The sequence below is a fragment of the Streptosporangium sp. NPDC023615 genome, from assembly GCF_040640155.1.
Taxonomy (GTDB): Bacteria; Actinomycetota; Actinomycetes; order Streptosporangiales; family Streptosporangiaceae; genus Streptosporangium.
In genome coordinates this window covers 38,789-62,015 of sequence record NZ_JBFABE010000006.1, presented here as the reverse complement: position 1 = coordinate 62,015, position 23,227 = coordinate 38,789, and the positions used below count along the sequence as shown (strand labels likewise).

At 71.4% G+C, this 23,227-nt stretch carries 17 protein-coding genes; 8 read left to right on the top strand and 9 right to left on the bottom strand.

The window, feature by feature from the left end; translation table 11 throughout:
- Positions 1-23: 23 nt before the first annotated feature.
- Positions 24-1,901, top strand: coding sequence for an FAD-dependent oxidoreductase (locus AB0G16_RS06795; protein ID WP_362799767.1), 1,878 nt, complete (start codon positions 24-26; stop codon positions 1,899-1,901).
- A 96-nt stretch (positions 1,902-1,997) separates the two neighbouring features.
- Here AB0G16_RS06795 and glgP read toward each other — a convergent pair whose 3' ends face one another.
- Positions 1,998-4,577 (bottom strand): alpha-glucan family phosphorylase, encoded by a 2,580-nt coding sequence (glgP, locus tag AB0G16_RS06790; RefSeq protein ID WP_362799764.1) that lies wholly within the window; start codon positions 4,575-4,577, stop codon positions 1,998-2,000.
- A 349-nt stretch (positions 4,578-4,926) separates the two neighbouring features.
- Between glgP and AB0G16_RS06785 the strand changes: the two genes are divergently transcribed.
- Genes AB0G16_RS06785 through AB0G16_RS06775 form a run of 3 tightly spaced genes read left to right on the top strand, consistent with a single transcriptional unit; the run spans position 4,927 to position 10,172 of the window.
- Positions 4,927-7,104 (top strand): alpha-1,4-glucan--maltose-1-phosphate maltosyltransferase, encoded by a 2,178-nt coding sequence (locus AB0G16_RS06785; protein WP_362799761.1) that lies wholly within the window; start codon positions 4,927-4,929, stop codon positions 7,102-7,104.
- Between the two features lie 46 nt (positions 7,105-7,150).
- A complete protein-coding gene (gene treS, locus AB0G16_RS06780) occupies positions 7,151-8,854 on the top strand; it encodes a maltose alpha-D-glucosyltransferase (protein ID WP_344893948.1) in 1,704 nt (567 codons plus the stop codon).
- A gap of 4 nt (positions 8,855-8,858) precedes the next feature.
- A complete protein-coding gene (locus AB0G16_RS06775; RefSeq protein WP_362799757.1) occupies positions 8,859-10,172 on the top strand; it encodes a phosphotransferase in 1,314 nt (437 codons plus the stop codon).
- 108 nt (positions 10,173-10,280) lie between these two features.
- Here AB0G16_RS06775 and AB0G16_RS06770 read toward each other — a convergent pair whose 3' ends face one another.
- A complete protein-coding gene (locus AB0G16_RS06770) occupies positions 10,281-11,186 on the bottom strand; it encodes a phytanoyl-CoA dioxygenase family protein (RefSeq protein ID WP_362799754.1) in 906 nt (301 codons plus the stop codon).
- A gap of 221 nt (positions 11,187-11,407) precedes the next feature.
- Here AB0G16_RS06770 and AB0G16_RS06765 point away from each other — a divergent pair, with 221 nt between their 5' ends.
- Positions 11,408-12,466 carry a LacI family DNA-binding transcriptional regulator gene (locus AB0G16_RS06765; RefSeq protein ID WP_362799751.1) on the top strand — a complete coding sequence of 353 codons (1,059 nt, stop codon included), beginning with the start codon at positions 11,408-11,410 and terminating at the stop codon, positions 12,464-12,466.
- 125 nt (positions 12,467-12,591) lie between these two features.
- Here AB0G16_RS06765 and AB0G16_RS06760 read toward each other — a convergent pair whose 3' ends face one another.
- Together AB0G16_RS06760 and AB0G16_RS06755 are read right to left on the bottom strand one after the other, a co-directional pair.
- Positions 12,592-14,187, bottom strand: a complete 1,596-nt coding sequence (locus tag AB0G16_RS06760) for a glycoside hydrolase family 13 protein (protein WP_362799749.1) — start codon at positions 14,185-14,187, stop codon at positions 12,592-12,594.
- Positions 14,171-14,506, bottom strand: a complete 336-nt coding sequence (locus AB0G16_RS06755) for a hypothetical protein (protein WP_362799746.1) — start codon at positions 14,504-14,506, stop codon at positions 14,171-14,173. Before AB0G16_RS06755 ends, AB0G16_RS06760 begins: the two co-directional genes overlap by 17 nt.
- A gap of 329 nt (positions 14,507-14,835) precedes the next feature.
- On the opposite strand from AB0G16_RS06755, the gene AB0G16_RS06750 reads away from it, so the two are divergent.
- Positions 14,836-16,155 carry a GNAT family N-acetyltransferase gene (locus AB0G16_RS06750; RefSeq protein ID WP_362799743.1) on the top strand — a complete coding sequence of 440 codons (1,320 nt, stop codon included), beginning with the start codon at positions 14,836-14,838 and terminating at the stop codon, positions 16,153-16,155.
- A gap of 47 nt (positions 16,156-16,202) precedes the next feature.
- Here AB0G16_RS06750 and AB0G16_RS06745 read toward each other — a convergent pair whose 3' ends face one another.
- Positions 16,203-16,892, bottom strand: a complete 690-nt coding sequence (locus tag AB0G16_RS06745) for a hypothetical protein (RefSeq protein ID WP_362799741.1) — start codon at positions 16,890-16,892, stop codon at positions 16,203-16,205.
- Positions 16,893-16,929: 37 nt separating this feature from the next.
- Between AB0G16_RS06745 and AB0G16_RS06740 the strand changes: the two genes are divergently transcribed.
- Complete coding sequence (locus tag AB0G16_RS06740) at positions 16,930-17,571, top strand: helix-turn-helix domain-containing protein (RefSeq protein WP_362799738.1); 642 nt, start codon at positions 16,930-16,932, stop codon at positions 17,569-17,571.
- A gap of 31 nt (positions 17,572-17,602) precedes the next feature.
- Here the strand turns inward: AB0G16_RS06740 and AB0G16_RS06735 are convergent, their stop codons facing one another.
- The 4 genes from AB0G16_RS06735 to AB0G16_RS06720 form a co-directional block, all read right to left on the bottom strand.
- The gene (locus AB0G16_RS06735; RefSeq protein WP_362799735.1) at positions 17,603-18,901 is read right to left on the bottom strand and encodes an amino acid permease; all 1,299 of its coding nucleotides are present in this window, start codon (positions 18,899-18,901) and stop codon (positions 17,603-17,605) included.
- 68 nt (positions 18,902-18,969) lie between these two features.
- Positions 18,970-20,097: a 50S ribosomal protein L11 methyltransferase gene (locus AB0G16_RS06730; protein ID WP_362799732.1), complete on the bottom strand. Its 1,128-nt coding sequence runs from the start codon at positions 20,095-20,097 to the stop codon at positions 18,970-18,972.
- 9 nt (positions 20,098-20,106) lie between these two features.
- Positions 20,107-20,427 carry a Rieske (2Fe-2S) protein gene (locus tag AB0G16_RS06725; RefSeq protein WP_362799729.1) on the bottom strand — a complete coding sequence of 107 codons (321 nt, stop codon included), beginning with the start codon at positions 20,425-20,427 and terminating at the stop codon, positions 20,107-20,109.
- Entirely contained in the window at positions 20,424-21,662 is a 1,239-nt protein-coding gene (locus tag AB0G16_RS06720) for an iron-containing redox enzyme family protein (RefSeq protein WP_362799726.1), read from the bottom strand. Before AB0G16_RS06720 ends, AB0G16_RS06725 begins: the two co-directional genes overlap by 4 nt.
- 813 nt (positions 21,663-22,475) lie before the next feature.
- On the opposite strand from AB0G16_RS06720, the gene AB0G16_RS06715 reads away from it, so the two are divergent.
- On the top strand, positions 22,476-22,967 hold the full coding sequence (locus tag AB0G16_RS06715; RefSeq protein WP_362799723.1) for a GNAT family N-acetyltransferase: 492 nt from the start codon (positions 22,476-22,478) through the stop codon (positions 22,965-22,967).
- Positions 22,968-23,227 lie beyond the last annotated feature (260 nt).

Below are 23,227 nucleotides of genomic sequence, written 5' to 3'. Positions count from 1 at the left end.
TGGTGACGATCGAAGGAGGGCACGTGCCAGGTATCGACCGTCGGGGGTTCGCCAGGCTGGCCGGGCTGGGCGCGGTGGGGGCCGTGGGCTCGGCAGTGGGCTCGACCCCGGTGGCCCAGGCGGGGGTCCCGCTCGCCGATCCGGCCCCCGCGCGCACCGGACAGCGCAACGCGAGGCGCTGGGACACCTGCGTGTCCGTGGCGCGCGACCTGCTGCTGGTCGGCGAGGACGGCTCCGACCTCAAGCTGAGGTACCTCAAGGTGCTCATCGACGACGGCCTGCCCAGGGCCCGCTCGCCCAAGCGGGTCCTGGTCGTCGGCGCCGGGATCTCCGGGCTGGTGGCCGCCACCCTGCTCAAGCGGGCCGGGCACCGGGTCACCGTCATCGAGGCCAACGGCAACCGGATCGGCGGCCGGATCAAGACCTTCAGGTCCGGTTTCGCCGACCGGTCGCAGTACGCCGAGGCCGGGGCCATGCGCATCCCGGACTTCCACCCGCTCACGCTCGCGCTCATCGACAAGCTCGGCATCTCCCGCCGGCTGTTCTACAACGTGGACGTCCGCCCCGGCGACGCGGCCACCGGCCCGGTCCCGCCCGTCGTCTACACCCCGCGCCAGGGGCCGGCCTGGCGGTCGGGCCCCTCGCGCGGGGAGTTCACCGCGCCCGCGCGGGCCGACCACACCTGGATCCGGGTCAACGGCATCTCCCAGCGCCGCGACGAGTACGCCAGGGACCCGCGCCGGATCAACGCCTCGTTCGGGCTGGACGACCGCAGGACGGCCGGGAGGATCCTGGACGACGCGCTCGACCCGGTCCGCGACCTCTTCTCCGTCGTGCGCGGCTCCGGGCGGGTCGACAAACCGCTGCCCGAGCTGATCGAGGGCTGGGCCCGGGTGCTGCAGGAGTACGACGACCACTCGATGAACCGCTTCCTGCGGGAGCGGGCCGGGCTGAGCGACGCGGCGATCGACTGCATCGGCACCCTGGAGAACCTCACCTCCCGGCTGCCGCTGTCGTTCATGCACACCTTCCTCACCCGCAGCCTGGTCAACCCCTCGGCGACCTACTGGGAGATGAGCTCCGGGAGCTGGGAGCTGCCCCACCGCCTGCGTCCCGGGCTGGGCGGCGACATCCGGATGGACCGCCGGGCCACCCGGATCGAGCAGACCGCCCGCGGCGTGCGCGTCGAGACCGTCACCGAGACCGGCAGCACCGAGTCGGCCTCCCGGCCGCAGCGCAGGGGCGAGACGTTCGAGGGGGACGTGGCGATCATCACGATCCCGTTCTCGGCGCTGCGGCACGTGGAGATCGCCCCGGCCCTTCCCTACCCGAAGCGGCGCGCGATCATCGAGCTGCACTACGACTCGGCGACCAAGGTGCTGCTGGAGTTCCGCAGGCGCTGGTGGGAGTTCGACGAGCGCGACTGGCGGCGCGAGCTGGGCTCGCGCTACCGCCCGGGGCCCGCGAGCCACACCGTGGGCGGCGGCTCGGTCACCGACAACGCCAACCGGTTCGTCTACTTCCCCTCCCATCCGGTGCCCGGCAGCGAGGGCGGCGTCGTGCTGGCGAGCTACGCCTGGGCCGACGACGCCTCCCGCTGGGACTCCATGGACGACGCCGAGCGCTACGGTCACGCGCTGCGCGGCCTTCAGGAGGTGTACGGGGAGCGCGTCGCGGAGTTCTACACCGGCCGCGGCCGCACCCAGAGCTGGCTGCGCAACCGCTACGCCTTCGGCGAGGCCGCCGTCTTCACCCCCGGGCAGATGACCGAGATCCACCCGGCCATCGCCGCCCCGGCGGGACGGCTGCACTTCGCCGGGGAGCACACCTCGCTGAAGCACTCCTGGATCGAGGGCGCTCTGGAGTCGGCCGTCCGCACCGCCCTGGAGGTCAACGCCTGACCGCCGCGTGAGGTGGACGCCGGGAAAGGACCAGGAAAGGACGAGGCCCCGTCCCGCGACGTGAGCGCGGGGCGGGGCCTTCGGTTGTGCCGGACCTCAGCGCAGGGTGCCGTTGGTCATGCCGACCGGCTCCTCCGGGACGGTGACCAGGCCGAGCTCGGCCGAGGACGCCACCAGGGGGTGGTCGGGGACGACCCTGACCGTGTAGCCGAAGGGACCGGTCCGCTCCAGCGGGACGGTCCCGGCGAAGACGGCCCTGCCGTCGTCACCGGAGGACTCGACGGTCAGGTCGGCGTAGGCGGGGTCGGCGAGGTCGTCGTGGTCCCCGACCCGGCCGTAGGCCGCCTGCACCCGGATGTCGCCGGGCTCCAGCTCGCCCAGCGCGATGGTGGCCCTCAGCTCCAGCGACGAGCCCAGCTCCGGGGTGTCCCCCAGGCCCGAGGTCTCCACGTGCTCGACCCGCACGCCCGGCCAGGCCCGGCCGACCTTGAGCTTCCAGGCCGCGAAGCCCCTGGCCCGCTCGTAGCCGTCGCCGGACAGGGCCCGCGCCGAGGTCGCGGCCGGGGCGTACAGCCCGACCACGTAGTCGCGGAGCATCCGCCCGGCCAGCACCTTGGGACCGAGCGAGGCCAGCGTGTGCCTGACCATCTCCAGCCAGCGCCGGGGCAGGCCGTCGGCGCGGTCGTAGAAGCGGTCGGCCACCTCGTGCTCGATCAGGTCGTACAGGGCGGTGGCCTCCAGCTCGTCACGCCGGTCGGGGTCGGTGACGCCGTCGGCGGTGGGGATCGCCCAGCCGTTGGTGCCGTCGTACCACTCGTCCCACCAGCCGTCGCGGATCGACAGGTTGAGCCCGCCGTTGAGCGCGGCCTTCATGCCGGAGGTGCCGCACGCCTCCAGCGGGCGCAGCGGGTTGTTCATCCACACGTCGCAGCCCTGCACGAGCAGCTGGCCCAGGGCCATGTCGTAGTCGGGCAGGAACACGATGCGGTGCCGGACGTCCTCGGAGTCGGCGAACTTCACGATCTGCTGGATGAGCTTCTTGCCGCCCTCGTCGGCCGGGTGGGCCTTGCCCGCGATCACGATCTGGATCGGCTTGACCGGGTCGAGCAGCAGCGCGCGCAGGCGGTCGGGGTCCGACAGCATCAGGGTGAGCCGCTTGTAGGAGGGCACCCGGCGGGCGAAGCCGATGGTCAGCACCTCGGGGTCGAGGGCCTCGTCCACCCAGCCGAGCTCGGCCCGGGAGGCGCCCCGGTTCAGCCATGACTGGCGCAGCCGCTCGCGGGCCGCCCGGACCAGCCGCTCGCGCATCCTGCCGCGGATGCCCCACACGTCGCCGTCGCTGACCTTGGCGATGCTCTCCCAGCCCTGGGCGCGCTCGACCAGCGTGGGCAGCTCCTGGCCGGCCAGCTCCATGATCTCGCGGCCGACCCAGGTGGGGGCGTGCACGCCGTTGGTGATGAAGCCGATCGGCACCTCGGAGGTGTCGAAGCCCGGCCACAGGCCCTGGAACATCCCCCGGCTGACCTCGCCGTGCAGCTCGGAGACGCCGTTGACCCGCTGGGCCAGCCGCATGCCCATCGCGGCCATGTTGAACTTGCCGGCCTCCTCCTCGGCGCCGAGCGCGAGGATGCGGTCGACCGGGACCGTGGGCCAGGCGTTGTCGCCGCCGAACTGGCGGGCGATCATCTCGGCGGGGAAGCGGTCGATCCCGGCGGGCACCGGGGTGTGGGTGGTGAAGACGGTGCCGGCCCGGACCGCCTCCAGGGCCTCGTCGAAGGAGAGCCTGGCCTCGGTGAGCTCGCGGATGCGCTCCAGGCCCAGGAAGCCGGCGTGACCCTCGTTGGTGTGGAACACCTCGGGCTCGGCGTGCCCGGTGACCCGGCAGTAGGCGCGGATGGCGCGCACCCCGCCGACGCCGAGCAGCAGCTCCTGCAGCAGGCGGTGGTCGGTGCCGCCGCCGTAGAGGCGGTCGGTCACGTCGCGGGCGGCGGCGTCGTTCTCGGCCACGTCGGAGTCGAGCAGCAGCAGCGGCACCCTGCCGACCTGGAGCACCCAGACCTGGGAGTGCAGCGTGCGGCCCTCGGGGAGGCTGATCTTGATCCGGACGGGGGTGCCGTCCTGCTCGCGGAGCAGGGTCAGCGGCAGGCCGCCCGGGTCCAGCGAGGGGTAGTGCTCGAGCTGCCAGCCCTCCGGGGAGAGGGACTGGGTGAAGTAGCCGTGCCGGTAGAGCAGGCCGACGGCCAGGATGGGCACCCCCAGGTCGCTGGCGGCCTTGAGGTGGTCGCCGGCCAGGATGCCCAGGCCGCCGGAGTACTGCGGCAGGGCGGCGGCGATGCCGTACTCCGGGGAGAAGTAGGCGACGGCACGGGGCGCGTCCGCGATGGTCTGGTACCACCGGGGCGCGGTCATGTACTCACGGAGATCGTCGGCCGCGTCGGCCAGCCGCCGCAGGAAGCGGCGGTCGGCGGCGAGCTCGCGGAGCCGGTCGGCCTCCACGGCGCCCAGCAGGGCGACGGGATCGTGACCGACGCGCGCCCAGATGGCCGGATCGACCTCGCCGAAGAGGTCCAGCGTCTCCGGATGCCATGACCAGCGCAAGTTCAGGACGAGCTCGCCGAGGGAGGCCAGCTCCGGGGGCAGGACGGTGCGGACGGTAAACCTACGGATTGCTCTCACGGTGCCAGACCCTAGTTACTCAGCGCCACGAGGGCGACCTCAACACTCAACGCGTCTCCCCCTCACCGGTATCAAACCGTCCCAAACACATCAGAGACAGGTCATCAACTGTGAGGACGGCTCGCCGGAGAGTAAGAGGTCTCGCACTCTATCCAGAGCCACGCATGAAGATGGACTATTGGGGCACCGGACATACGAGCCAGCCGCACTGCCCTCGGGAACCGGCCGTCCCAGCTGGGCAGGGTTCAACCCTGCCCGAGGACGGCCGCCGGGAACGCTTGAAAAACGAAGATCTTCCTTGCTGACTTCCCCGGCGGCACCGGGCGTGCCGCCGCTACCTTGAGACGCGATGATCGGACGAATTCCCATTCAGGACATCCACCCCACGGTCGATTGCGGGCGCCGCCCCGCGAAGGCCGCCGCGGGTGAGACCTTCGAGATCTCCGCGACCGTGTTCCGTGAGGGACACGACGCGGTCGCCGCGGGCGTGGTGCTGACCGGCCCCGGCAAGGTACGCGGCCCGTTGCTGCCCATGGCCGAGCTCAATCCCGGCACCGACCGCTGGGGCGTGGAGGTGACGCTGCCCACCGAGGGCGAGTGGCGCTTCCGCGTGGAGGCGTGGGGCGACCCCATGGCCACCTGGCTGCACGACGCGGCCATCAAGATCCCTCGGGATCTGGACGCCGACCTGATGTGCGAGGAGGGGGCCCGTCTCTTCGAGCGCGCGGCCAAGGCCGTCCGCCCGGCCGACTGCCGCCCGGTGACCGCTCCGCTGGCCGCCACCGTGGCGACCGCCGGAGGGGCCGCCGCCGTGGCGACCGCCGGGGGGACCGCCGGGGGGACCGCCACGGCGGCGGGCCGCAAGGGCGGGCGGGCCAAGAAGCCCGAGGTCGCCCCGGAACAGCACGTCTGCGGGCACCGCGCCGCGCTCCAGGCGGTGGCCGCCCGGCTGCGCGACACCGGCATCGACCCGCGCGCCCGGTTCAGCGTCGCGCAGGCCCCGGAGACGGCGGCGCTGCTGCGCGCCCACCCGCTGCGGGACCTGGTGACGCGCTCGGCCCCGCGCACGATCCTGGTCCACCGCCGCAGGGCGCTGTTCGGGTCGTGGTACGAGTTCTTCCCGCGCTCCGAGGGCGCGATCGTCGAACACGGTGTCGCCCCCAAGTCCGGGACCTTCGCCACCGCGGCCGAACGCCTGCCCGCCGTGGCGAGGATGGGCTTCGACGTCGTCTACCTGCCGCCGATCCACCCGATCGGGCACAGTTTCCGCAAGGGGCGCAACAACACCCTGACGCCTGAGCCGTACGACCCGGGCTCGCCCTGGGCGATCGGCTCGGCCGAGGGCGGCCACGACGCCATCCACCCGGACCTGGGCACGTTCGACGACTTCGACGCCTTCGTGGCCAAGACCCGCGAGCTGGGCATGGAGGTCGCCATCGACCTCGCCCTGCAGTGCGCGCCCGACCACCCGTGGGTCAAGGAGCACCCGGAGTGGTTCAACATCCGCGCCGACGGCTCGATCGCCTACGCCGAGAACCCGCCCAAGAAGTACCAGGACATCTACCCGCTGAACTTCGACAAGGACCCCAAGGGGATCTACGAGGAGATCAGGCGGGTGGTGCGGCTCTGGATGGACCACGGGGTGCGGATCTTCCGGGTGGACAACCCGCACACCAAGCCGGTCTCCTTCTGGGAGAAGCTGCTGGCCGACATCCACACCACCGACCCGGACGTGCTCTTCCTGGCCGAGGCGTTCACCCGGCCGGCGATGATGCGGATGCTGGCCAAGGTCGGCTTCCACCAGTCGTACACGTACTACACGTGGAAGAACTCCCGCGCGGACGTGGAAGAATACCTGGGCGAGCTCTCCCATGAGACGTCGCACTACATGCGACCGAACGTGTTCGTGAACACCCCTGATATTCTCCACGAATACCTGCAACACGGGGGAGTCCCGGCATTTCGGATCAGAGCCATACTCGCGGCCACGTCCATGCCGACCTGGGGCGTGTACGCCGGATACGAACTTGCGGAGAATGTCCCGGTAAGACCAGGCAGTGAAGAATACCTGGATAGTGAGAAATACCAGTACAGACCCCGAGATTGGGAAGCGGCCGAACGAGAGGGCCATAGCCTGGCCCCGCTCATCACGCAACTCAACTTGTTCCGAAGAGCCCACCCGGCGCTCCAGGAACTGCGTAACCTACGTTTTCACAGCGTCAACAATCCGGACGTGGTCTGCTTCTCCAAGCGGCTGCCCGGCGCCTACGACACGGCCACACGACGGCACGGCCTGGGCGATGTGGTCCTCGTTGTCGTGAACCTGGACCCGCACCACACCCATGAGGCGACGGTGTCGCTGGACATGCCGGCCCTCGGTCTCGACTGGCAAGCCGAGTTCGTCGTGGACGACGAACTGTCGGGCGAGTCGTACCGCTGGCGGCAGGACAACTACGTGCGCCTCGATCCCCACATCCACCCAGCGCACGTCTTCACTCTGCGTGCCGCGGCGGCGAACCAGCGGTGAGCCGGCCGGGTACGCGTATACCGGCAGAACAGCGGGGAGTCCACTGGTGAGTCAGCTACACGAGCCCATCCCGAACACCTTCGACGAGGAAAAGCCGCGCGATCCGTACTGGTTCAAGCGTGCCGTCTTCTACGAGGTTCTCATCCGGGGCTTCGCCGATTCCAACGGCGACGGCACCGGAGACATCCGCGGTCTCATCCAGAAACTGGACTATCTCCAGTGGCTGGGCGTCGACTGCCTCTGGCTGCTGCCGTTGTACGAGTCGCCGTTGCGTGACGGCGGGTACGACATCGCCGACTTCATGAAGATCCTGCCGGACTTCGGCGACCTCGGGGACTTCGTGAAACTGGTCGACGAGGCGCACAAGCGCGGCATGCGGGTCATCGCCGACCTGGTGATGAACCACACCAGTGACCAGCACCCGTGGTTCCAGGCCTCCCGGCACGACCCCGAGGGGCCGTTCGGCGACTTCTACGTCTGGAACGACAACGACGAGCTCTACAAGGACGCCCGGATCATCTTCGTCGACACCGAGACGTCGAACTGGACCCACGACCCGGTGCGCGGGCAGTACTACTGGCACCGCTTCTTCAGCCACCAGCCCGACCTGAACTACGAGAACCCCGACGTCCAGGACGCGATGCTGGAGGTCCTGCGCTTCTGGCTGGACCTCGGCATCGACGGCTTCCGGATGGACGCCATCCCGTACCTGTTCGAGGTCGACGGCACCAACTGCGAGAACCTGCCCCGCACCCACGAGTACCTCAAGCGGGTCAGGGCCGAGGTCGACCGGCTCTACCCCGACCGGGTGCTGCTGGCCGAGGCCAACCAGTGGCCCGCCGACGTGGTGGAGTACTTCGGCGACCCCGCAACCGGGGGCGACGAGTGCCACATGGCGTTCCACTTCCCGCTGATGCCGCGCATCTTCATGGCGGTCAGGCGGGAGTCGCGCTACCCCATCTCCGAGATCATGGCCCAGACGCCGAAGATCCCGGAGAACTGCCAGTGGGGCATCTTCCTGCGCAACCACGACGAGCTCACGCTCGAGATGGTGACCGACGACGAGCGCGACTACATGTACTCGGAGTACGCCAAGGACCCGCGGATGCGGGCCAACGTCGGCATCCGGCGGCGGCTGGCCCCGCTGCTGGAGAACGACCGCAACCAGATCGAGCTGTTCACGGCGCTGCTGCTCTCCCTGCCGGGATCTCCCGTGCTCTACTACGGCGACGAGATCGGGATGGGCGACAACATCTGGCTGGGCGACCGCGACGGCGTCCGCACCCCGATGCAGTGGAGCCCGGACCGCAACGCGGGATTCTCCGAGTGCGACCCGGGCCGGCTCTACCTGCCGGTCATCATGGACCCGATCTACGGTTTCCAGGCGCTCAACGTCGAGGCCCAGCAGCGCAGCGCGGGCTCGCTGCTGCACTGGACCAAGCGGATGATCGACATCCGCAAGCGTCACCCGGTCTTCGGCCTGGGCGAGTTCACCGAGCTGAACTCCTCCAACCCGAGCGTCCTGGCGTTCGTCCGGGAGCTGGGCGACGACCGTATGCTCTGCGTCAACAACCTGTCACGGTTCCCCCAGCCGGTGGAGCTCGACCTCCGCCGTTTCGAGGGTTCCGTACCGGTGGAGACGATGGGCGGCGTCCCCTTCCCTTCAATCGGCGAACTTCCGTATCTTTTGACGCTTCCTGGGCATGGGTTCTACTGGTTCACCTTGCCGCCCGCGTCCCAGGAGGCGTAACGCCGTGTTGACGGAGCTCCTTACCGGTTGGATCACCCACCAGCGATGGTTCGCCGGTAAGGGGCGCCCGATCGACGATCTCGTCGTCGACTCGGACGTCGAGCTCTCACCCCGCCTGCGCCACCTGATCATCTCGGTCCACCAGGCCGGTGCCCGCGACCGCTACCAGCTCCTGCTGGGCAGCGAGGCACCGGACTGGGCCCACTTCAAGGCCGCCCACATCGGCGAGGGGTACTACGACGCCGCCTACGACGCCGACCTCACCGTGACCCTGCTGGAGGGCATGGCCGAGGGCCGCGACTCGGGGCCGCTGCGCTTCCGCCACGTCGAGGGCGCGGAGATCGACACCTCCCTGCGGAGCCTGGTGCTGGGCGCCGAGCAGTCCAACACCTCGCTGGTCTACGGCGAGACCTACATCTGCAAGCTTTTCCGCCGCCTGAACGCCGGGGTCAACCCCGAGCTGGAGATCGTCACCGCCCTGGCCCGCCGGGGCGGCGAGCACATCGCCCGCCCGTACGGCTGGATCGAGGCCGACCTCGACGGCGAGCCCACCACGCTGGCGATGATGCAGGAGTTCCTGCCGAACGCCAACGACGGCTGGGCCCTGGCACTGGCCAGCGTCCGCGACCTGTACGGGGCGCTGGAGGGGTCGGCCTCCGACGCGGGCGGCGACTTCAGCTCCGAGGCCTACCGCCTGGGGATCACCACCGCCCAGATCCACCACGAGCTCGCCACCGCCTTCCCGACGGAGACGATCGAGCCGCAGGAGGTCAAGCGGATGGTCGAGGAGTTCCGCCGCCGCCTGGCCGCCGCGGTCCAGGAGGTGCCCGAGCTGGGCGAGCACGCCCACGTGGCCGAGGAGGCCTACCAGCGCGTCGCCGACGTGGCCTCCGAGACGCGGGTCCAGCGCGTGCACGGCGACTACCACCTGGGCCAGGTGATGCGCACCACCACCGACTGGATCGTCCTGGACTTCGAGGGCGAGCCCGGGCAGCCCATGGCCGAGCGCCGGGCCCTGGCCTCCCCGCTGCGGGACGTGGCCGGCATGCTGCGCTCCTTCGACTACGCCGCCCGCCATCTGCTGGCCGACCACTCCAACGCCGACGAGCTGCGCCCCCGCGCGGTGGAGTGGGCCGAGCTGAACCGCTCGTCGTTCCTGGCCGGCTACTCCGCCGGGGGCGGCCACCTGCGCGCCGAGGACGCCGTCCTGCTCCGCGCCCTGGAGCTGGACAAGGCCGCCTACGAGGTCCTCTACGAGGCCCGCAACCGGCCGGCCTGGATGCACATCCCGATGTCGGCCTTCCAGATGGGCCGCTGACGCCGGCGGGCCGCGGCCCGCGACCGGGCGGTCACGACCGGCCCGCGACCGGCCCGCGACCGGTGTGGTCCGGAGGGCCCTCGACCGGAGGGCCCTCGGCCGGAGGGCTCACGCCTCCCCCATCACCAGGCCCTCGATCGTGTGCTTCTGCGTGATCGGCACCAGCTTCTCCACCACCGGGCAGGGCAGGTGGTCGCGCACCAGTTGCGGCAGGCTCTCCCGGTACCCGCGGGTGACCGCCATGTCGTGGTGGGCGGCGTTGCCCGCGCCGGGGGCGTCGACGCCCAGGACGAGCACGGGGCGGGCCTTCTCCGAGCGGTTGACCGTGCCCCGGTGGATCGTCAGGGCCGAGCGGGCCGAGATGTCGCCGCGCTGAGGGTACTTGCGGGTCGCGCGCTCGAAGTACCGCGACCAGGTGTCCCGGGGCGGGAACATGCCGTGGTCGAACGACGGCTCGTCGTCCCACTGGGTGCCCGGGGCGATCTCGAAGGGGCCCATGTCGGGCTCGGTGTCCACGGCGGTGAGGTTGAACGCCAGGGAGGTGAGCCTGCGGTGCGCCCGGGTCTCCTCGGGCATCGGGAAGTCGCGGTGCCACGGCTGGTCGACCGCCCCGGCGAACGGCACGTCGAAGCCCAGCTCGACGATCTCGTACCGGGGGCCGAGCACGGCCGTGCAGACCGCGACCACCCACGGGTGGGTGACCAGGTCGACGAAGCCGCGCAGTTGCTCGGGGTGGATCTCGACGTAGAACCGGTTCGGGCCGCGGCCCACCGCGCCGCCCTCGCGGGCGCGCGCCTCGTGGAAGGCGGCGTCGATGTCCTCGGCGACCCGGTCCACCCAGGCCGCGTCGAAGGCGCCCCTGCGGGCCGTGATGCCGTCACCGTAGAGGGCGGCCACGGCCTCGGCCGTGGCCGCCTCGTCCACGTGCGCGTTCTTCCAGCCCGGCCGTACGGGCCCCGCGAGCCCCTCGCCGGTCGTCGCCGGGGCCGTCGCCTGATGCGTCGTGTCGGTCATGGCACTCTCCTCCTCTACCGTTTCCCTCTATGTTGCAGCGTTGCATGCAACGCTGCAACAGCTTCCGGCAGAATAGGATCGTTGATCGGTGACGACCCCGGGTCCCGTGGCGGACAGCGGTCGCGATCGCCGGGTGCCGGACGTCGCGACACGCGCGGCCCGTCCGCGCGGGCGAGGCCGATCACGGCCGGGGACGAGGCGGACGCGAAGAAGGAGGGGCGATGGCCGGCCTGAAGGAGGTGGCGGCACGAGCCGGGGTCTCGGTGCGCACGGTGTCGAACGTCGTCAACGACTTCCCGCTCGTCGCCCCGGAGACCCGGCGGCGCGTGCTGGAGGCCCTCGAGGAACTGCAGTACCGCCCGAACGCGGCGGCGCGTCGGCTGCGCGGCGGCCGGTCCGGGCTCGTCGGGCTGGTCATCCCGGAGATCGACTCACCGTACTTCGGTGAGCTGGCCTCCCTGCTGGTCCAGGAGGCGCAGGAACACTCCTGGACGTTGCTGGTGGACCAGACCGACGGCGACCCCGACCGCGAGCGCCGGCTGCTCGAGGGCATGCCCGGCCAGATGATCGACGGACTGATCATGAGCCCCTGGGGCCTGTCCCCCGCCGACCTGCGGCGGCGCGCCGACGCCGTGCCCATGGTCCTGCTCGGCGAGCAGGACGCCGCCGGGCTGATCGACCACGTGAGCGTGGACTCGGTGGCCGCCTCCGCCGAGGCCACCGGGCACCTGATCGGCCTGGGCCGGCGCCGGATCGCCGCGATCGGCGTGCAGCCGCACCTGGCCAACGGCACGGCCCGGCAGCGGGTGGCGGGATACCGGCGCGCGCTGCGCGACGCCGGCGCCCCCCACGACCCCGCGCTCGAGGTGCCGGTGGACGCCCTGCACCGGGCCGACGGGGCGCGGGCGATGGGGCGGCTGCTGGACGAGGGGCACGCCCCGGACGCGGTCGTCTGCTTCAGCGACCAGCTCGCCCTGGGCGCGCTGCGGGTGGCACTGGAACGCGGCCTGACCGTGCCGGGGGACCTCGCGGTGTGCGGGTTCGACGACATCGAGGACGGCCGGTACGCCACCCCCTCGCTGACCACCGTGGCCCCGGACAAGGCGGAGATCGCCCGGCAGGCCGTCTCCTGCCTGGCCGACCGGCTCAGGCGCCCGGCCCCCGGTGCTCCCCGGACCGCCCCGGAGGCCGCTCCTCCGGCCGGCCTCCCTCCGGCGCGCAGGATCGTGACCCCGCACCGGCTGGTGATCCGCGAGAGCACCGCCGGCCGTTCCCGGTGACCCCGTACCGGTGATCACGAGAACGCCGCCGCCTCTTCCGCCGGCCCCGTGCCGGTGATCACCAGGACACCGTCGCCTCCTCGGGTGACCCCGCCCTGCGCGGGAGCCGCACCCCGCGGCCTCGCTCAGCGCAGGAGCCACACCCCGGTGTCGGGAGGCAGCCGCCCGTCGTCCAGCGGACCGCTCGCCAGCACGACGCTCTCGTACGGCGGCAGCGCCACCGCGTCGCCGGAGAGGTTGATCACGCAGGTGAAGCCCGCGTCCCTGGAGAAGGCCAGCACGTCCGGCGGGGCGTCGATCCAGGTCACGTCGCCGGTGACGCCGCGCCGGGCGTGCAGGGCCGCGCGGTAGAGGGCGAGCGTCGAGTCCGGGTCCGCGGCCTGCGCCTCGGCGGTGCGCGCGGCCCATCCGGCGGGTTGCGGCAGCCAGGGCTCGCCCGTACCGAACCCGAACGGCGGCTCCGTACCCGACCAGGGCAGCGGAACCCGGGAGCCGTCGCGGCCCTTGACCGTGTGGCCGGAGCGGGTCCACGTCGGATCCCGCAGCACCTCCGGCGGCAGGTCCTCGACGCCGGGCAGGCCGAGCTCCTCGCCCTGGTAGACGTACACGCCGCCGGGCAGGGCGGTGCTCAGCAGCGCGGCGGCCCTGGCGCGCCGGGTGCCGAGTTCGAGGTCGGCGGGCGTGCCGTGCACGTCCGCGAAGTAGCGGGGGCCGAAGGTGGTGTCCGCCCGGCCGTAGCGGGTGACGAGGCGGGGGACGTCGTGGTTGGACAGCACCCAGGTCGGCGGGGCGCCCACCCGCGCGTGCTCGGTCAGCGTCGTGTCGATCACCTCGCGCAGGTCGCCCGCGTCCCAGGCGCAGGTGAGCATGGCGAAGTTGAAGGCCGTGTGCAGCTCGTCCGGCCGCAGGTAGCGCGCGATGCGCGCCTGGTCGGGCAGCCAGATCTCGCCCACGAAGATCCGCTCGCCCGGGTAGGAGTCGGCCACCGCCCGCCACGCGCGGTAGATCCCGTGCACCGCCTCCTGGTCCTTCCAGGGCAGATGCCCCCGGTAGCCGGCCAGGTCGGGCAGCCCCTCGGCCTTCACCAGGGCGGGGGCGACGTCGATCCGGAAGCCGTCCACCCCGCGGTCGAACCAGAACCGCAGGGTGCGCTCGAAGTCCGCGTGCACGTCGGGATGGTTCCAGTTGAGGTCGGGCTGCTCGGGCGCGTACAGGTGCAGGTACCACTCGCCGTCCGCCACCCGGGTCCACGCGCGCCCGCCGAAGGCCGCGGGCCAGTCGTTCGGCGGCCCGTCCCCGGCGTGGAACCAGAACCGCTCGCGCGCGGGCGACCCCGGCCCGGCCGCGAGCGCCTCCTGGAACCACGGGTGCCGGTCGGAGCAGTGGTTGGGCACGATGTCGATGACGATCCTGACGCCCAGCGCGTGGGCCTCCTCGATCAGCGCCTCGGCGTCGGCGAGCGTGCCGAAGAGCGGGTCGATGTCGCGGTGGTCGGCCACGTCGTAGCCGCCGTCGACCATCGGCGACGGGTACCACGGGGTGATCCACACCGCGTCCACGCCAAGCTCCGCCAGGTAGGGCAGACGGTCGCGCAGCCCCGCCAGGTCCCCGACGCCGTCACCGTCGCCGTCGGCGAAGCTGCGCAGGTAGACCTGGTAGATGGCGGCGGTACGCCACCAGGACTCCCGCCCCGCGGGGAGCCGGTCAGCCACCGAGCTCACGGACCACGGTGTCCAGCCGGTGCGCCAGCTCGTCGAGCCGCTCGTCGCTCACCTCGCCGGCCGCGCCGGCGCCCGCCCCGCCCCCGCCTCGGCCCCCGACCCGACCCTGGCCCTCGTTACCCTGGCCCTCGTTCCGGCCCTCGCCCTCGCCCCCGCCCTCGCTGAGCTGGCCCTGCAGCTCGCGGCGGCTGACGACGACCAGTCCCTCGACCTGGTCCGCCGGGACGACCCGGCACGCGCCCCCGACGAAGATCAGCGTCGCGTCGGGGTCCGGCGACGTCAGCAGCTCGCGGACGTCGTCTCGATCGACCAGTGCCATGGTTGTCGTCCTTTTCCTGTTCGTCGTGTGGTGTGCCGTTCCGCCTCGTCCGCACGTCCCGCTCCGCCCGGGTGTTCCGCGTGTCCCGCCGGGGGCGGTGCCCGGAAGACGGGAGCGGTGCCCGGGAAGGGGGTGAGACGCGCGGCCCCGGCGAACCGGCGAATCCCGGCCCGGTCCGGTGCTACCCGTGAGGCCCCGCCGTACACCGGGCGGAGGTTCGTCCCCGGAGCCCGGGAGCCGGTCCGGGAGACCCCGCGAGTCCCCCGGGGGGCATGGCCGGTCGCGGAAAAGCGGTGGACGGGCCGTCCGGGCGGTGGGACAGTCCCCCCGTGACCGTGACCCCTACTCCCCCGCCGGTCCCGCTGCCCGGTGGCCTCGTCCTGAGACAGGCGCGTCCGGCCGACCTCGACCAGATCGGGGCGCTTCTCACCGACCGCGGGGAGCCCGCCGACGCCCTCGACCACCGGCTGGTCGTGACCGATCCCGACGCCGGATGGGCGTCGTGCGCCGTGGTCGCCGACGGTGACCGGATCGTCTCCACCGCGACGCTCCTGGACGAGGAGACGCGTCTCGCCGACGTGCGGCTTCCCGCCGGTCAGGTCGAGCTGGTGGCCACCCACCGGGAGTACGAGGGCCGCGGGCTCGTGCGGGCCCTGATGGGGTGGGCGCACGAGCGCTCCGCCGCCCGGGGCCACGTCCTGCAGATGATGATCGGCATACCGTACTTCTACCGGCTGTTCGGGTACGAGTACGCCGTCGGCATACCGCCCGCGCCGCTCGTGCGCGTCCCGCCGGCCGGCGACGCCCGCTCACCGGCGCTACGAGCCGCCCGGCCCTCGGACATCCCCGCGATGACGGCGTTGCAGGAGTCGGCGCAGAGCCGGTTCGACGTGGCCGTGCCGCATTCGGCGCCGCGCCGGCGGTGGTTGCTGGCCCACGAGGCGAGCACGACCTGGGTGGTGGAGCGCGGCGGTGCCGGCACCGACGACGTCGGCGGCGTCAGTGGCGTCAGTGGCGGCGTCGGCGGCGCAGGCGTCGGTGGCGTCGCAGGTGGCGTCGTCGCCACCGGGCGCACCACACCGCCGGACGACGGCGAGGTGCTCCTGGCCGAGGCCGCCGCGCTCGACGGGGCGGCGGCGCTGGATCTGCTCCGTGGCGTGGCCGCCCTCGTCCCCGGCGGGCGGGTACGGGCCGTGGAGCGGGCCGGCACGGTGACCGCGGCGGCCTGGAGCGACCTGTTCTCCGACGGGCGGCGGACCGAGGCCGAGCAGTACTACCTCCGTGTCCCGGACGTGACGGCACTGCTGACCCGGTTGCGACCGGTGCTGTGGCGCCGCCTCGTCGCGGCCGGGATCGACCGTACCGGCCGTGACATCGTCATCTCCACCTTCGGCGCCCACCACCGGATACCCGTCCGCGCCGACGGCCTGGGCGAGGTCGTCGCCGGCGGCACGATGCAGGGGCCCGGGGCCGAAGGCGGCGCCGGGGTGGCGCCCGACCACCTGGCGGCCCTGCTGTTCGGCCCGCACGGGATGGACGGGCTGTCCCGGATCAGGCCCGACGTCTACCCCGGTCCCGACCGTGAGCTGTTCCGCGCGCTGTTCCCGCCGCTCACCGCCGACGTGCTCAGCTACTACCTGCCGTACTAGCGCCGGATCCCCGCGTCCGGGCCGCGCGGCGCGTCGTCACCGTGTCGTCACCGCGCCGGGTTCAGGCGGATCAGGGTGACGCCGTACGCGAGGATCCAGATCACCCACATCGACCAGCCGGCGAGGCCGAGGAGCCCGAGGGGACCGGTGTGGTCGATGATCAGAGGGGTGAGCGTGGCCGAGACGAACAGCAGCGCGGCCGACACCAGCCCGAGGGTGCCGTGCCAGGTCCGGATGACGCCGGCACGCAGGCCCGCCACCGACAGGCCGAGGAGGGCGAGTGCCAGGAAGGTGCCGTTGAGGGTGAACAGCGCGTCGTGCAGGGCCCACAGTCCCCCGGTCGTGGTGCCATCGTCGCCGGTCGTCGCCGAGAGTGCCAGGCGGATCGCGACGACCCCGGCGAACGTGACGTTCTGCAGCGCCAGGCCGGTGAATCCGACCAGGGACCAGGCCTCGCCCCGGTCGCGTTCGGAGCGCCGCAGCGCGGAGACCGCACCCGCGCCGAACAGCGTGGCCAGCACCCAGGCGGCGGGGGTGAGCGCCGACGCGACGGCGACGGCGCCGCCTTCGGTTCCGAAGAAGGTGTCGACCGCGCCGATCTCGGCTCCGGTGAGCGGAAGTCCCGCGGGCACCATGACCGCGTTGGCGAGGACGATCGCGACGGCGAACCCGAGGGCGGCGGCGCCGGTGACGCGCGAGAAGCCCGGCGAGGACTCCGCGAATGGCTGACGTGGCATATATTCATTATAAGCATCGTAAAGTAGCGGAGGGGCAGTGAGCTCAGAGCCGGAACGGCGTCGTTACGACTCGTTGCGCCGGGCGGCGCAGGCGCGGGAGACACGGACGGCGATCGCCGACGCCGCCCTCCGGCTGTTCGTCTCCCGGGGGTGGGCGGTGACGACCGTCCGGGAGGTCGCCCGCGAGGCGGGCGTCTCCGCGCCGACGGTCTACGCGACGTACGGGAACAAGGCGGGTCTGACCCGGGCCCTGGCGGACGCGGCCGACCTGTCGGCCGACGTGCCGAGGATGCTGGAGGAGCTGGAGAGCACGACGGTCCCCGAGCGGCACCTGGCGGCGATGGCCGCCTACGACCGGCGGCTGTTCGAGCGGGCGGGGGACGTCATCTCGCTGGTGCGCGAGGCGGCCCGCACCGAGCCGGAGCTGGCGGCGGCCTACGAGGACGGCCGCAGGCGGGGTGACGAGACCCGCGTGCTGGTGTTCTCCTCCTGGCCGGCCGGCGTTCTGCGGCACGGCCTGGACGTGCCGTCGGCCGTCGACGTCTACGGGGCCATGTGCAACATCGACGTCTACGCCACGCTCACCGGCGAGCGTGGCTGGTCCCCCGACCGGGTCGAACAGTGGTGGGGCGAGGCCCTGGCCCGCGAGCTCCTGGCCCGACGCCGCACCGGCCCGTGAACTTCCGGGCCGGTGCGGCCGCGACGTGCTCTCAGTCGGCCGGGGGTGCCACCGGCACCGGGTCCTTCTCGGCGGTCAGCACGTGCACCACCGTGCCGGCGACCAGGAGCGCCAGGGGGTAGAGCAGCATCCAGCCGAAGCCGATCAGGAGCACCACCACCGGGGCGCACGCCAGCACCACCAGCAGCAGATTCCTCGGGCCCTTGAACAGCTTGCCGTACGCCAGGGCCGACATGGCGTAGCCGATGATGAAGTTCACCGCCGACAGCCGGAAGACCTGGTCGAGCGTGAGCACCTCGGCGCCGTACAGGACCACGACCGTGCCGAACATCAGGACGGCGACCACGATGGCGGCGACGGGGGCACCGTTGACCTTGTTGCAGGCGGTCAGCCGCGCGGGCAGCAGGCGCTCCCGCGCGGTGGCGAACACGATCCGCGAGGTCGCCCAGGTGCCGCCCATCAGCGTCGCGAAGACGATCAGGGCGCCGAGCACCGCGGCCGCGGTCCCGGCGGCGGCGCCGAAGACCTGCCGCAGGACCGCCGCCACCGGCGCCTGGCGGACCATCGGGTCGTTCGGGTCCAGGGACACCTGCACCGCGGTGGCGATGCCCACGTACAGGACCACGATGACGACGAAGGAGATGATCAGCACCAGCGGCAGGTCGCGCCGGGGGTTGTGGTACTCCTCGGTGGTCGAGGCGACCAGTTCCCAGCCGGTGAAGGCGAAGAAGACCAGTCCGACCGCGGGGAGCAGGTCGAGCCAGCTCATCGGCAGCGTCACCGTGCCCGGTGTCTCGAAGCCGGGCGTGATGAACGGTACGGCCGCGACGACCGCGATGAGCAGCACCAGCAGCGCGGTGACGACCGTCTGGACCCCGCCCGCCAGGCGCGACCCCAGGGCGTTCAGCACCGCCACCAGCGCCAGGTAACCCAGCGTCGCCGGGAAGACGGCGTCGGGCATGCCGAGCAGCACCGCCGTGTAGTTGCCCCCGGTGATCGCCATCGCCGCCCCGCCGCACGCCGTGGCGCCGAGCAGCACGTAGGCGACGGGCGAGGCGACGCTCCTTCCGAAGGCGGCCTGCATGAAGCCGATCACCCCGCCCGCGCTGGGGTAGCGCGAGCCGAGCTTCGAGAAGACCAGCAGCAGGGGGATCACCATGATCGCCGCCGCGACCCAGGCGAAGACCGCCGCGGATCCGACGGAGGCGTACGCGAGCCCCGGCAACACCAGCAATCCACTGCCGACGATCATGCTGACCGCCAGGCCGACGCCCCGGCTGATGGTCAGGGTCTTGCGCAGTTCCTTGGATGAATCAGCCGTGGTACTCATCTTCTCCTCAAAATGGGCGGAGGTACGGGGACGACGGTGGACGCCCGCCCATCCTCGGTGGTTGTCGGCTACCTGTGTCCGGAAACGGACTCTTCGGCCGCGGTGGCACCGAGAGGCTCGGGCCGCACCAGCACCCGGTCGTTGTCGTGGGAGACGAGCAGCCGCAGCGGCTCGCCGGCGCGGCAGGACAGGGGCCGCTCGAAGGTCTGCACCGCCTGCCGCCAGTGCGTCCCGTGGTCCTCGATGCCGTTGGACAGTGTGACGCCGCCGGCCAGGTCGAGCTCGAACCACATGACGATCGCGTGGCAGGTCCCGTCGGCCGACACCGGCGCCGGGATGAGGCGCTCCTGCTCGCACTTGCCGGTACGGAAGTCGAAGTCGAACAGCGGGAACGCCTCGCCGAGCAGCCGGTGCCGGTAGCCGGTGAGATAGGTGGAGAAGTACTCCATCGACCTGAACTGCTGGAAGAGCGTCATGTCGAAGTCGTAGACGGTGTCCACGTGGTTGTGGGCGAACAGGTCCTCGCTCTCGACCAGCCGCCCCCACAACCGGGCGCCCTGCGGCACGATGGCGGCGTCCGGCCGCAGCAGTTCCTGGCGGGCGTGCTCGATGCTCGGCAGGGCGCCCTCGCCGAGCAGTCCGCAGTCGAAGATCTCGGTGACCAGCACGTCCGCCGGACGCGGCAGGTCGACGCCGACCCGCAGGTCCGTCGACTTCGCCTCCACCACCTTCACCCGCGAGTCCACGCCGTTCACGGCCATGGTCCGGCGGGCGATGGCGGCGATGACCGGTTCCATCTCGCAGGTGACCACCATGCCGGCGCCGGCCTCGATGGCGAGCAGGGACAGCAGCCCGGCTCCGGTCCCGATGTCCAGCACGAGGTCGCCGGGCCGCACGACGGCCGAGATGGCCTTGCGGTAGGCCTCGTTGCGGGCCTGGTCGTTGAGCATCGCGAAGTGCCAGCGCGGCACGAGCTGACGCACCGCGCGGTTGAACAGGAGGTTGGCCGGGCCGTATCCGGGCCGGGCACCGCCCGCCCCCGCGAACAGGTTGGCGGCGGTGGCGTAGTCCCGCCGGTTCAGCGCGTCCATGCCGTGCTTCAGCATGGCCTCGGAACCGACGACCTCGTCCCAGAAGAGCGACTCGGCCTCGGAGTCGTTCGGTGAGCCCTCGACGTTCTTGATGATGGATGTCATGGATCGCCCTTAGCTCGCGAACACGATCTGCTGTACCGGAACCGCCTCGCCGGCGTCGGCCGGCAGGTAGGCGACGACACTGGAACCTCGCTGGATCGTGGGGACAGCGCGGTCACAGAGGCGGTCGACGCGAAAGGTGCTGCCGTGCCAGGGGCAGCGCAACCGTTCGGCCTCGATCTCGCCGAGATGGAGCGGGCCGCCGCGGTGCGGGCAGCGGCTGTGGATCAGGTGGACGGAACCGGCCCGCTCCAGGAAGAAGTAGGTCTCGTCACCGGCGCGCACGGCGTTGTGCCGGGGCCATTCGAGTTCCACCCGGACGCGGGCGCTCACGAGCCGGCCCGCGCCGGCGACCGGGTGAAGGCGATCGTGGCGCCCGCACCGGCCCGCAGGCCGTGGAGCCGCCCCTTGGGGACGCGCACCGCCTGGCCCGCGGCCACCTCCAGCGGCCCGCCGGTGGCGCTCCAGTGCAGCTCGGCGGTGCCGTCCAGCACCGAGACGGTCATGTCGTGGTCGCTGATCATCGTCTCGAACGGCGTGCCGGCGTCGATCTCGCACGGTTCGTCCTGTCCGTCGCGGCCGGTGTCCGCGGTCACGACCTCCGGTCGCCAGGAGAGCTGCCCGATCAGGTCGGCGTCGTTGAGCCGCCCCAGGGCGCGGACGTCCTCGATGCCGCGCAACAGCTCGCGGACGGCGTAGTCGCCGTGCTTGCGGGCGAGCGGCAGCAGGAGGTCGTACACCGCCATCCTGCCGTGGTGCTGGTCGATGTGGGCGTGCTCGTCGAAGTACCGGGTGTCGATCCCGTCGCCGTAGACCGCGCGGTAGGTCTTGGTCATGGCCGCGAAGGACGGGGCGAACGTCGCCTCCAGGAAGGCCATGCCGCCGATGTAGCGGAAGAACTGGGAGCGGTTCCTGGTGACCTTGTAGAAGTAGTTGTTCCCGGCGATCCAGCTCGGCAGGTAGTAGAACCAGTAGTGGTGCGGCTCGGTGCTCATGCCCACGCTGCGGCAGAGCTCCACGAACAGGGTGCTGTGCTTGGCGTCGAAGACGCCGTAGCCGAACTCGTCGATGAAGATCTTGAAGACCTCGCTCTGCTCCGGGCCGTACGCGCCCCCGAGGTTCTGCGACATCGCGGTCGCCTCGGTCAGGCCGTCGAGCGCCATCTGAGCGATCATCATCTCGGCCGCGCGCCGCGGGTCCGCCGCCTCCTCGATCGCGCGCAGCGCCGGCCGGTCCCCGTTCACCGCCTCGTCGATCGCCGCCAGGACGTGCGCCTCAAGGGCGTCGCAGTCCCAGCGTCCGTTTATTCGGACATCGGAGCCGAGGGAGTCGAAGACGTAGGACTCCACGGCCGGCCGTACGAGATCGGAATGCAGCCGTGCTTTCCGGCCGTAGAACTCGGTGAACTGCTTCTCTTTTCCGGCGAGTCCGCCGGAGGGAAGAAAGAGCGCATCGCTCTCGTAAATGTTCATCAGCAGCCGATTGGCCACCAGGCTGTCGTCCGAGAGCAATCCCTCTTCGGTGAGCGGCTGATCCCACTTGATTCTGGAAAGCCGGTCGGCGTCCAATGGGCGATGATATGGAGTGTCGTCGACATATGGATTCCCCGTCGGCCGGTAACTCGATGCCGCGGTCAGTTCCGACACCGAATCCCTGACGGAGACGGGCTCTTCGAGCGGTCCTACGAGCGTCATGTCAAGAGCGCCTTCCACAAGAGAAGAACAGTTTCTGGAGCATGGTCGAGCGCAGGTCGGAGCGCACCTCTGAAAAAGGCACGCCCGAGCCTGCGTTGAGATCGGATTGCGTTGTATCGGACTGGATGACCCCGTGCTTCGCGTCCCCGTACCCTTACCGCTTCACATCTCCGCACTTCGCATCGAGGATGCTAATACAGCACTCCAACCAGAGCAAGACGGTCTTACGGAGATTCTCCCGATCCCCGCCGCCCGGACGGAGAACCTGCGTGCAGAGCAGGAGAGACGCGCAAATCCTCACTCACGGTAGACCGTGCTCCACGAGAAATCCACACCTTTACCGCCTCCGGAAAGCGTCGCATCCGGATGGGTTGTCAACTCACGCTCCCGACCTGCGGTTGATGAGCGGAGTTTCACCGTGCGGCATCCTTTCATCACGGCGAGACAGGGAAATCGGAAAGCGGCATCCCATTACTTCCACCCGCCGGAACCGAAAGGTCGTGGCCGTATTCCATAACGGACATGTTTTCGGTCCTTCCCGGCGTACCGGGCGGGACGCCGGGAGCTGCCCTCGGGGCGGCGGGAGCGGCCCTCCGGACGACGGGAGCGGCCGTCCGGACGGACGGGCACGCCCCCGGGCAAGCGCGAATTCAGCCGGCGCCAAGACGGTCGCGCCAGGGTGGGCGCATGCCGTTCCTACCGAGAACCCACGAGATCCCCCCGGGTGTCCGGCACCCCAGGTTCCACATCCGGCCCATCACCGTGCACGACGCGGTGCGCGACTTCGACGCCGTGATGAGCAGCGCCGCCCGCCTGCGGGAGCGCTTCCCGCTGGGCGGCGGCTGGCCGCCGGACACCATGACGCTGGAGGAGAACCTCATCGACCTGGCCTGGCACCAGAAGGAGGCCCTGCTGCGCAGGTCGTTCAACTACGCGGTCACGAGTCCCGACGGGTCGCGCCTGCTCGGGTGCGTCTACGTCGAGCCTCCGGAGAAGCGCGGAGCCGACGCCGACGTGTCGTTCTGGGTGCGCGACGAGGAGGAGGGCACCGGCCTGGAGGAGGAGCTGGAGGCGGCGGTCCGCGCCTGGCTGGCCACCTCCTGGCCGTACGCCTCGGTCCGCTGGCCGGGCCGGGACATCTCCTGGGAGGAGTGGGATCTCCTCCCGGACGCGGAATGAGGAATCGACGGCCGTCGCGGAAGCGGCGGCGCGGCGGGGAATCCCCGATGCGTCACGGACGGCGCCCGGCGCGCCGCGCGAAATCCTGGATATGACAGAAATCCGCAGAACGTGCGGTGAAATGACAGATCCGTTGTACGCACCGGACGCGCCGCGAGGCCCCGCACCCGACCGGAAACCTCGCACGCCACACAAGACCGAAAGACGCCCCGAACGCCCCGAGGAAGGCGAAAGTCGGCACGGCCGGAGGAAATAGGCCG

What these genes read in the sequence shown, in the direction of transcription:
- AB0G16_RS06770 (WP_362799754.1), bottom strand. Translation starts at nt 11,186, where the DNA reads ATGACCGACACGACGCATCAGGCGACGGCCCCGGCGACGACCGGCGAG.
- AB0G16_RS06785 (WP_362799761.1), top strand. Translation starts at nt 4,927, where the DNA reads ATGATCGGACGAATTCCCATTCAGGACATCCACCCCACGGTCGATTGC.
- AB0G16_RS06755 (WP_362799746.1), bottom strand. Translation starts at nt 14,506, where the DNA reads ATGGCACTGGTCGATCGAGACGACGTCCGCGAGCTGCTGACGTCGCCG.
- AB0G16_RS06730 (WP_362799732.1), bottom strand. Translation starts at nt 20,097, where the DNA reads ATGACATCCATCATCAAGAACGTCGAGGGCTCACCGAACGACTCCGAG.
- AB0G16_RS06715 (WP_362799723.1), top strand. Translation starts at nt 22,476, where the DNA reads ATGCCGTTCCTACCGAGAACCCACGAGATCCCCCCGGGTGTCCGGCAC.
- AB0G16_RS06735 (WP_362799735.1), bottom strand. Translation starts at nt 18,901, where the DNA reads ATGAGTACCACGGCTGATTCATCCAAGGAACTGCGCAAGACCCTGACC.
- AB0G16_RS06765 (WP_362799751.1), top strand. Translation starts at nt 11,408, where the DNA reads ATGGCCGGCCTGAAGGAGGTGGCGGCACGAGCCGGGGTCTCGGTGCGC.
- AB0G16_RS06745 (WP_362799741.1), bottom strand. Translation starts at nt 16,892, where the DNA reads ATGCCACGTCAGCCATTCGCGGAGTCCTCGCCGGGCTTCTCGCGCGTC.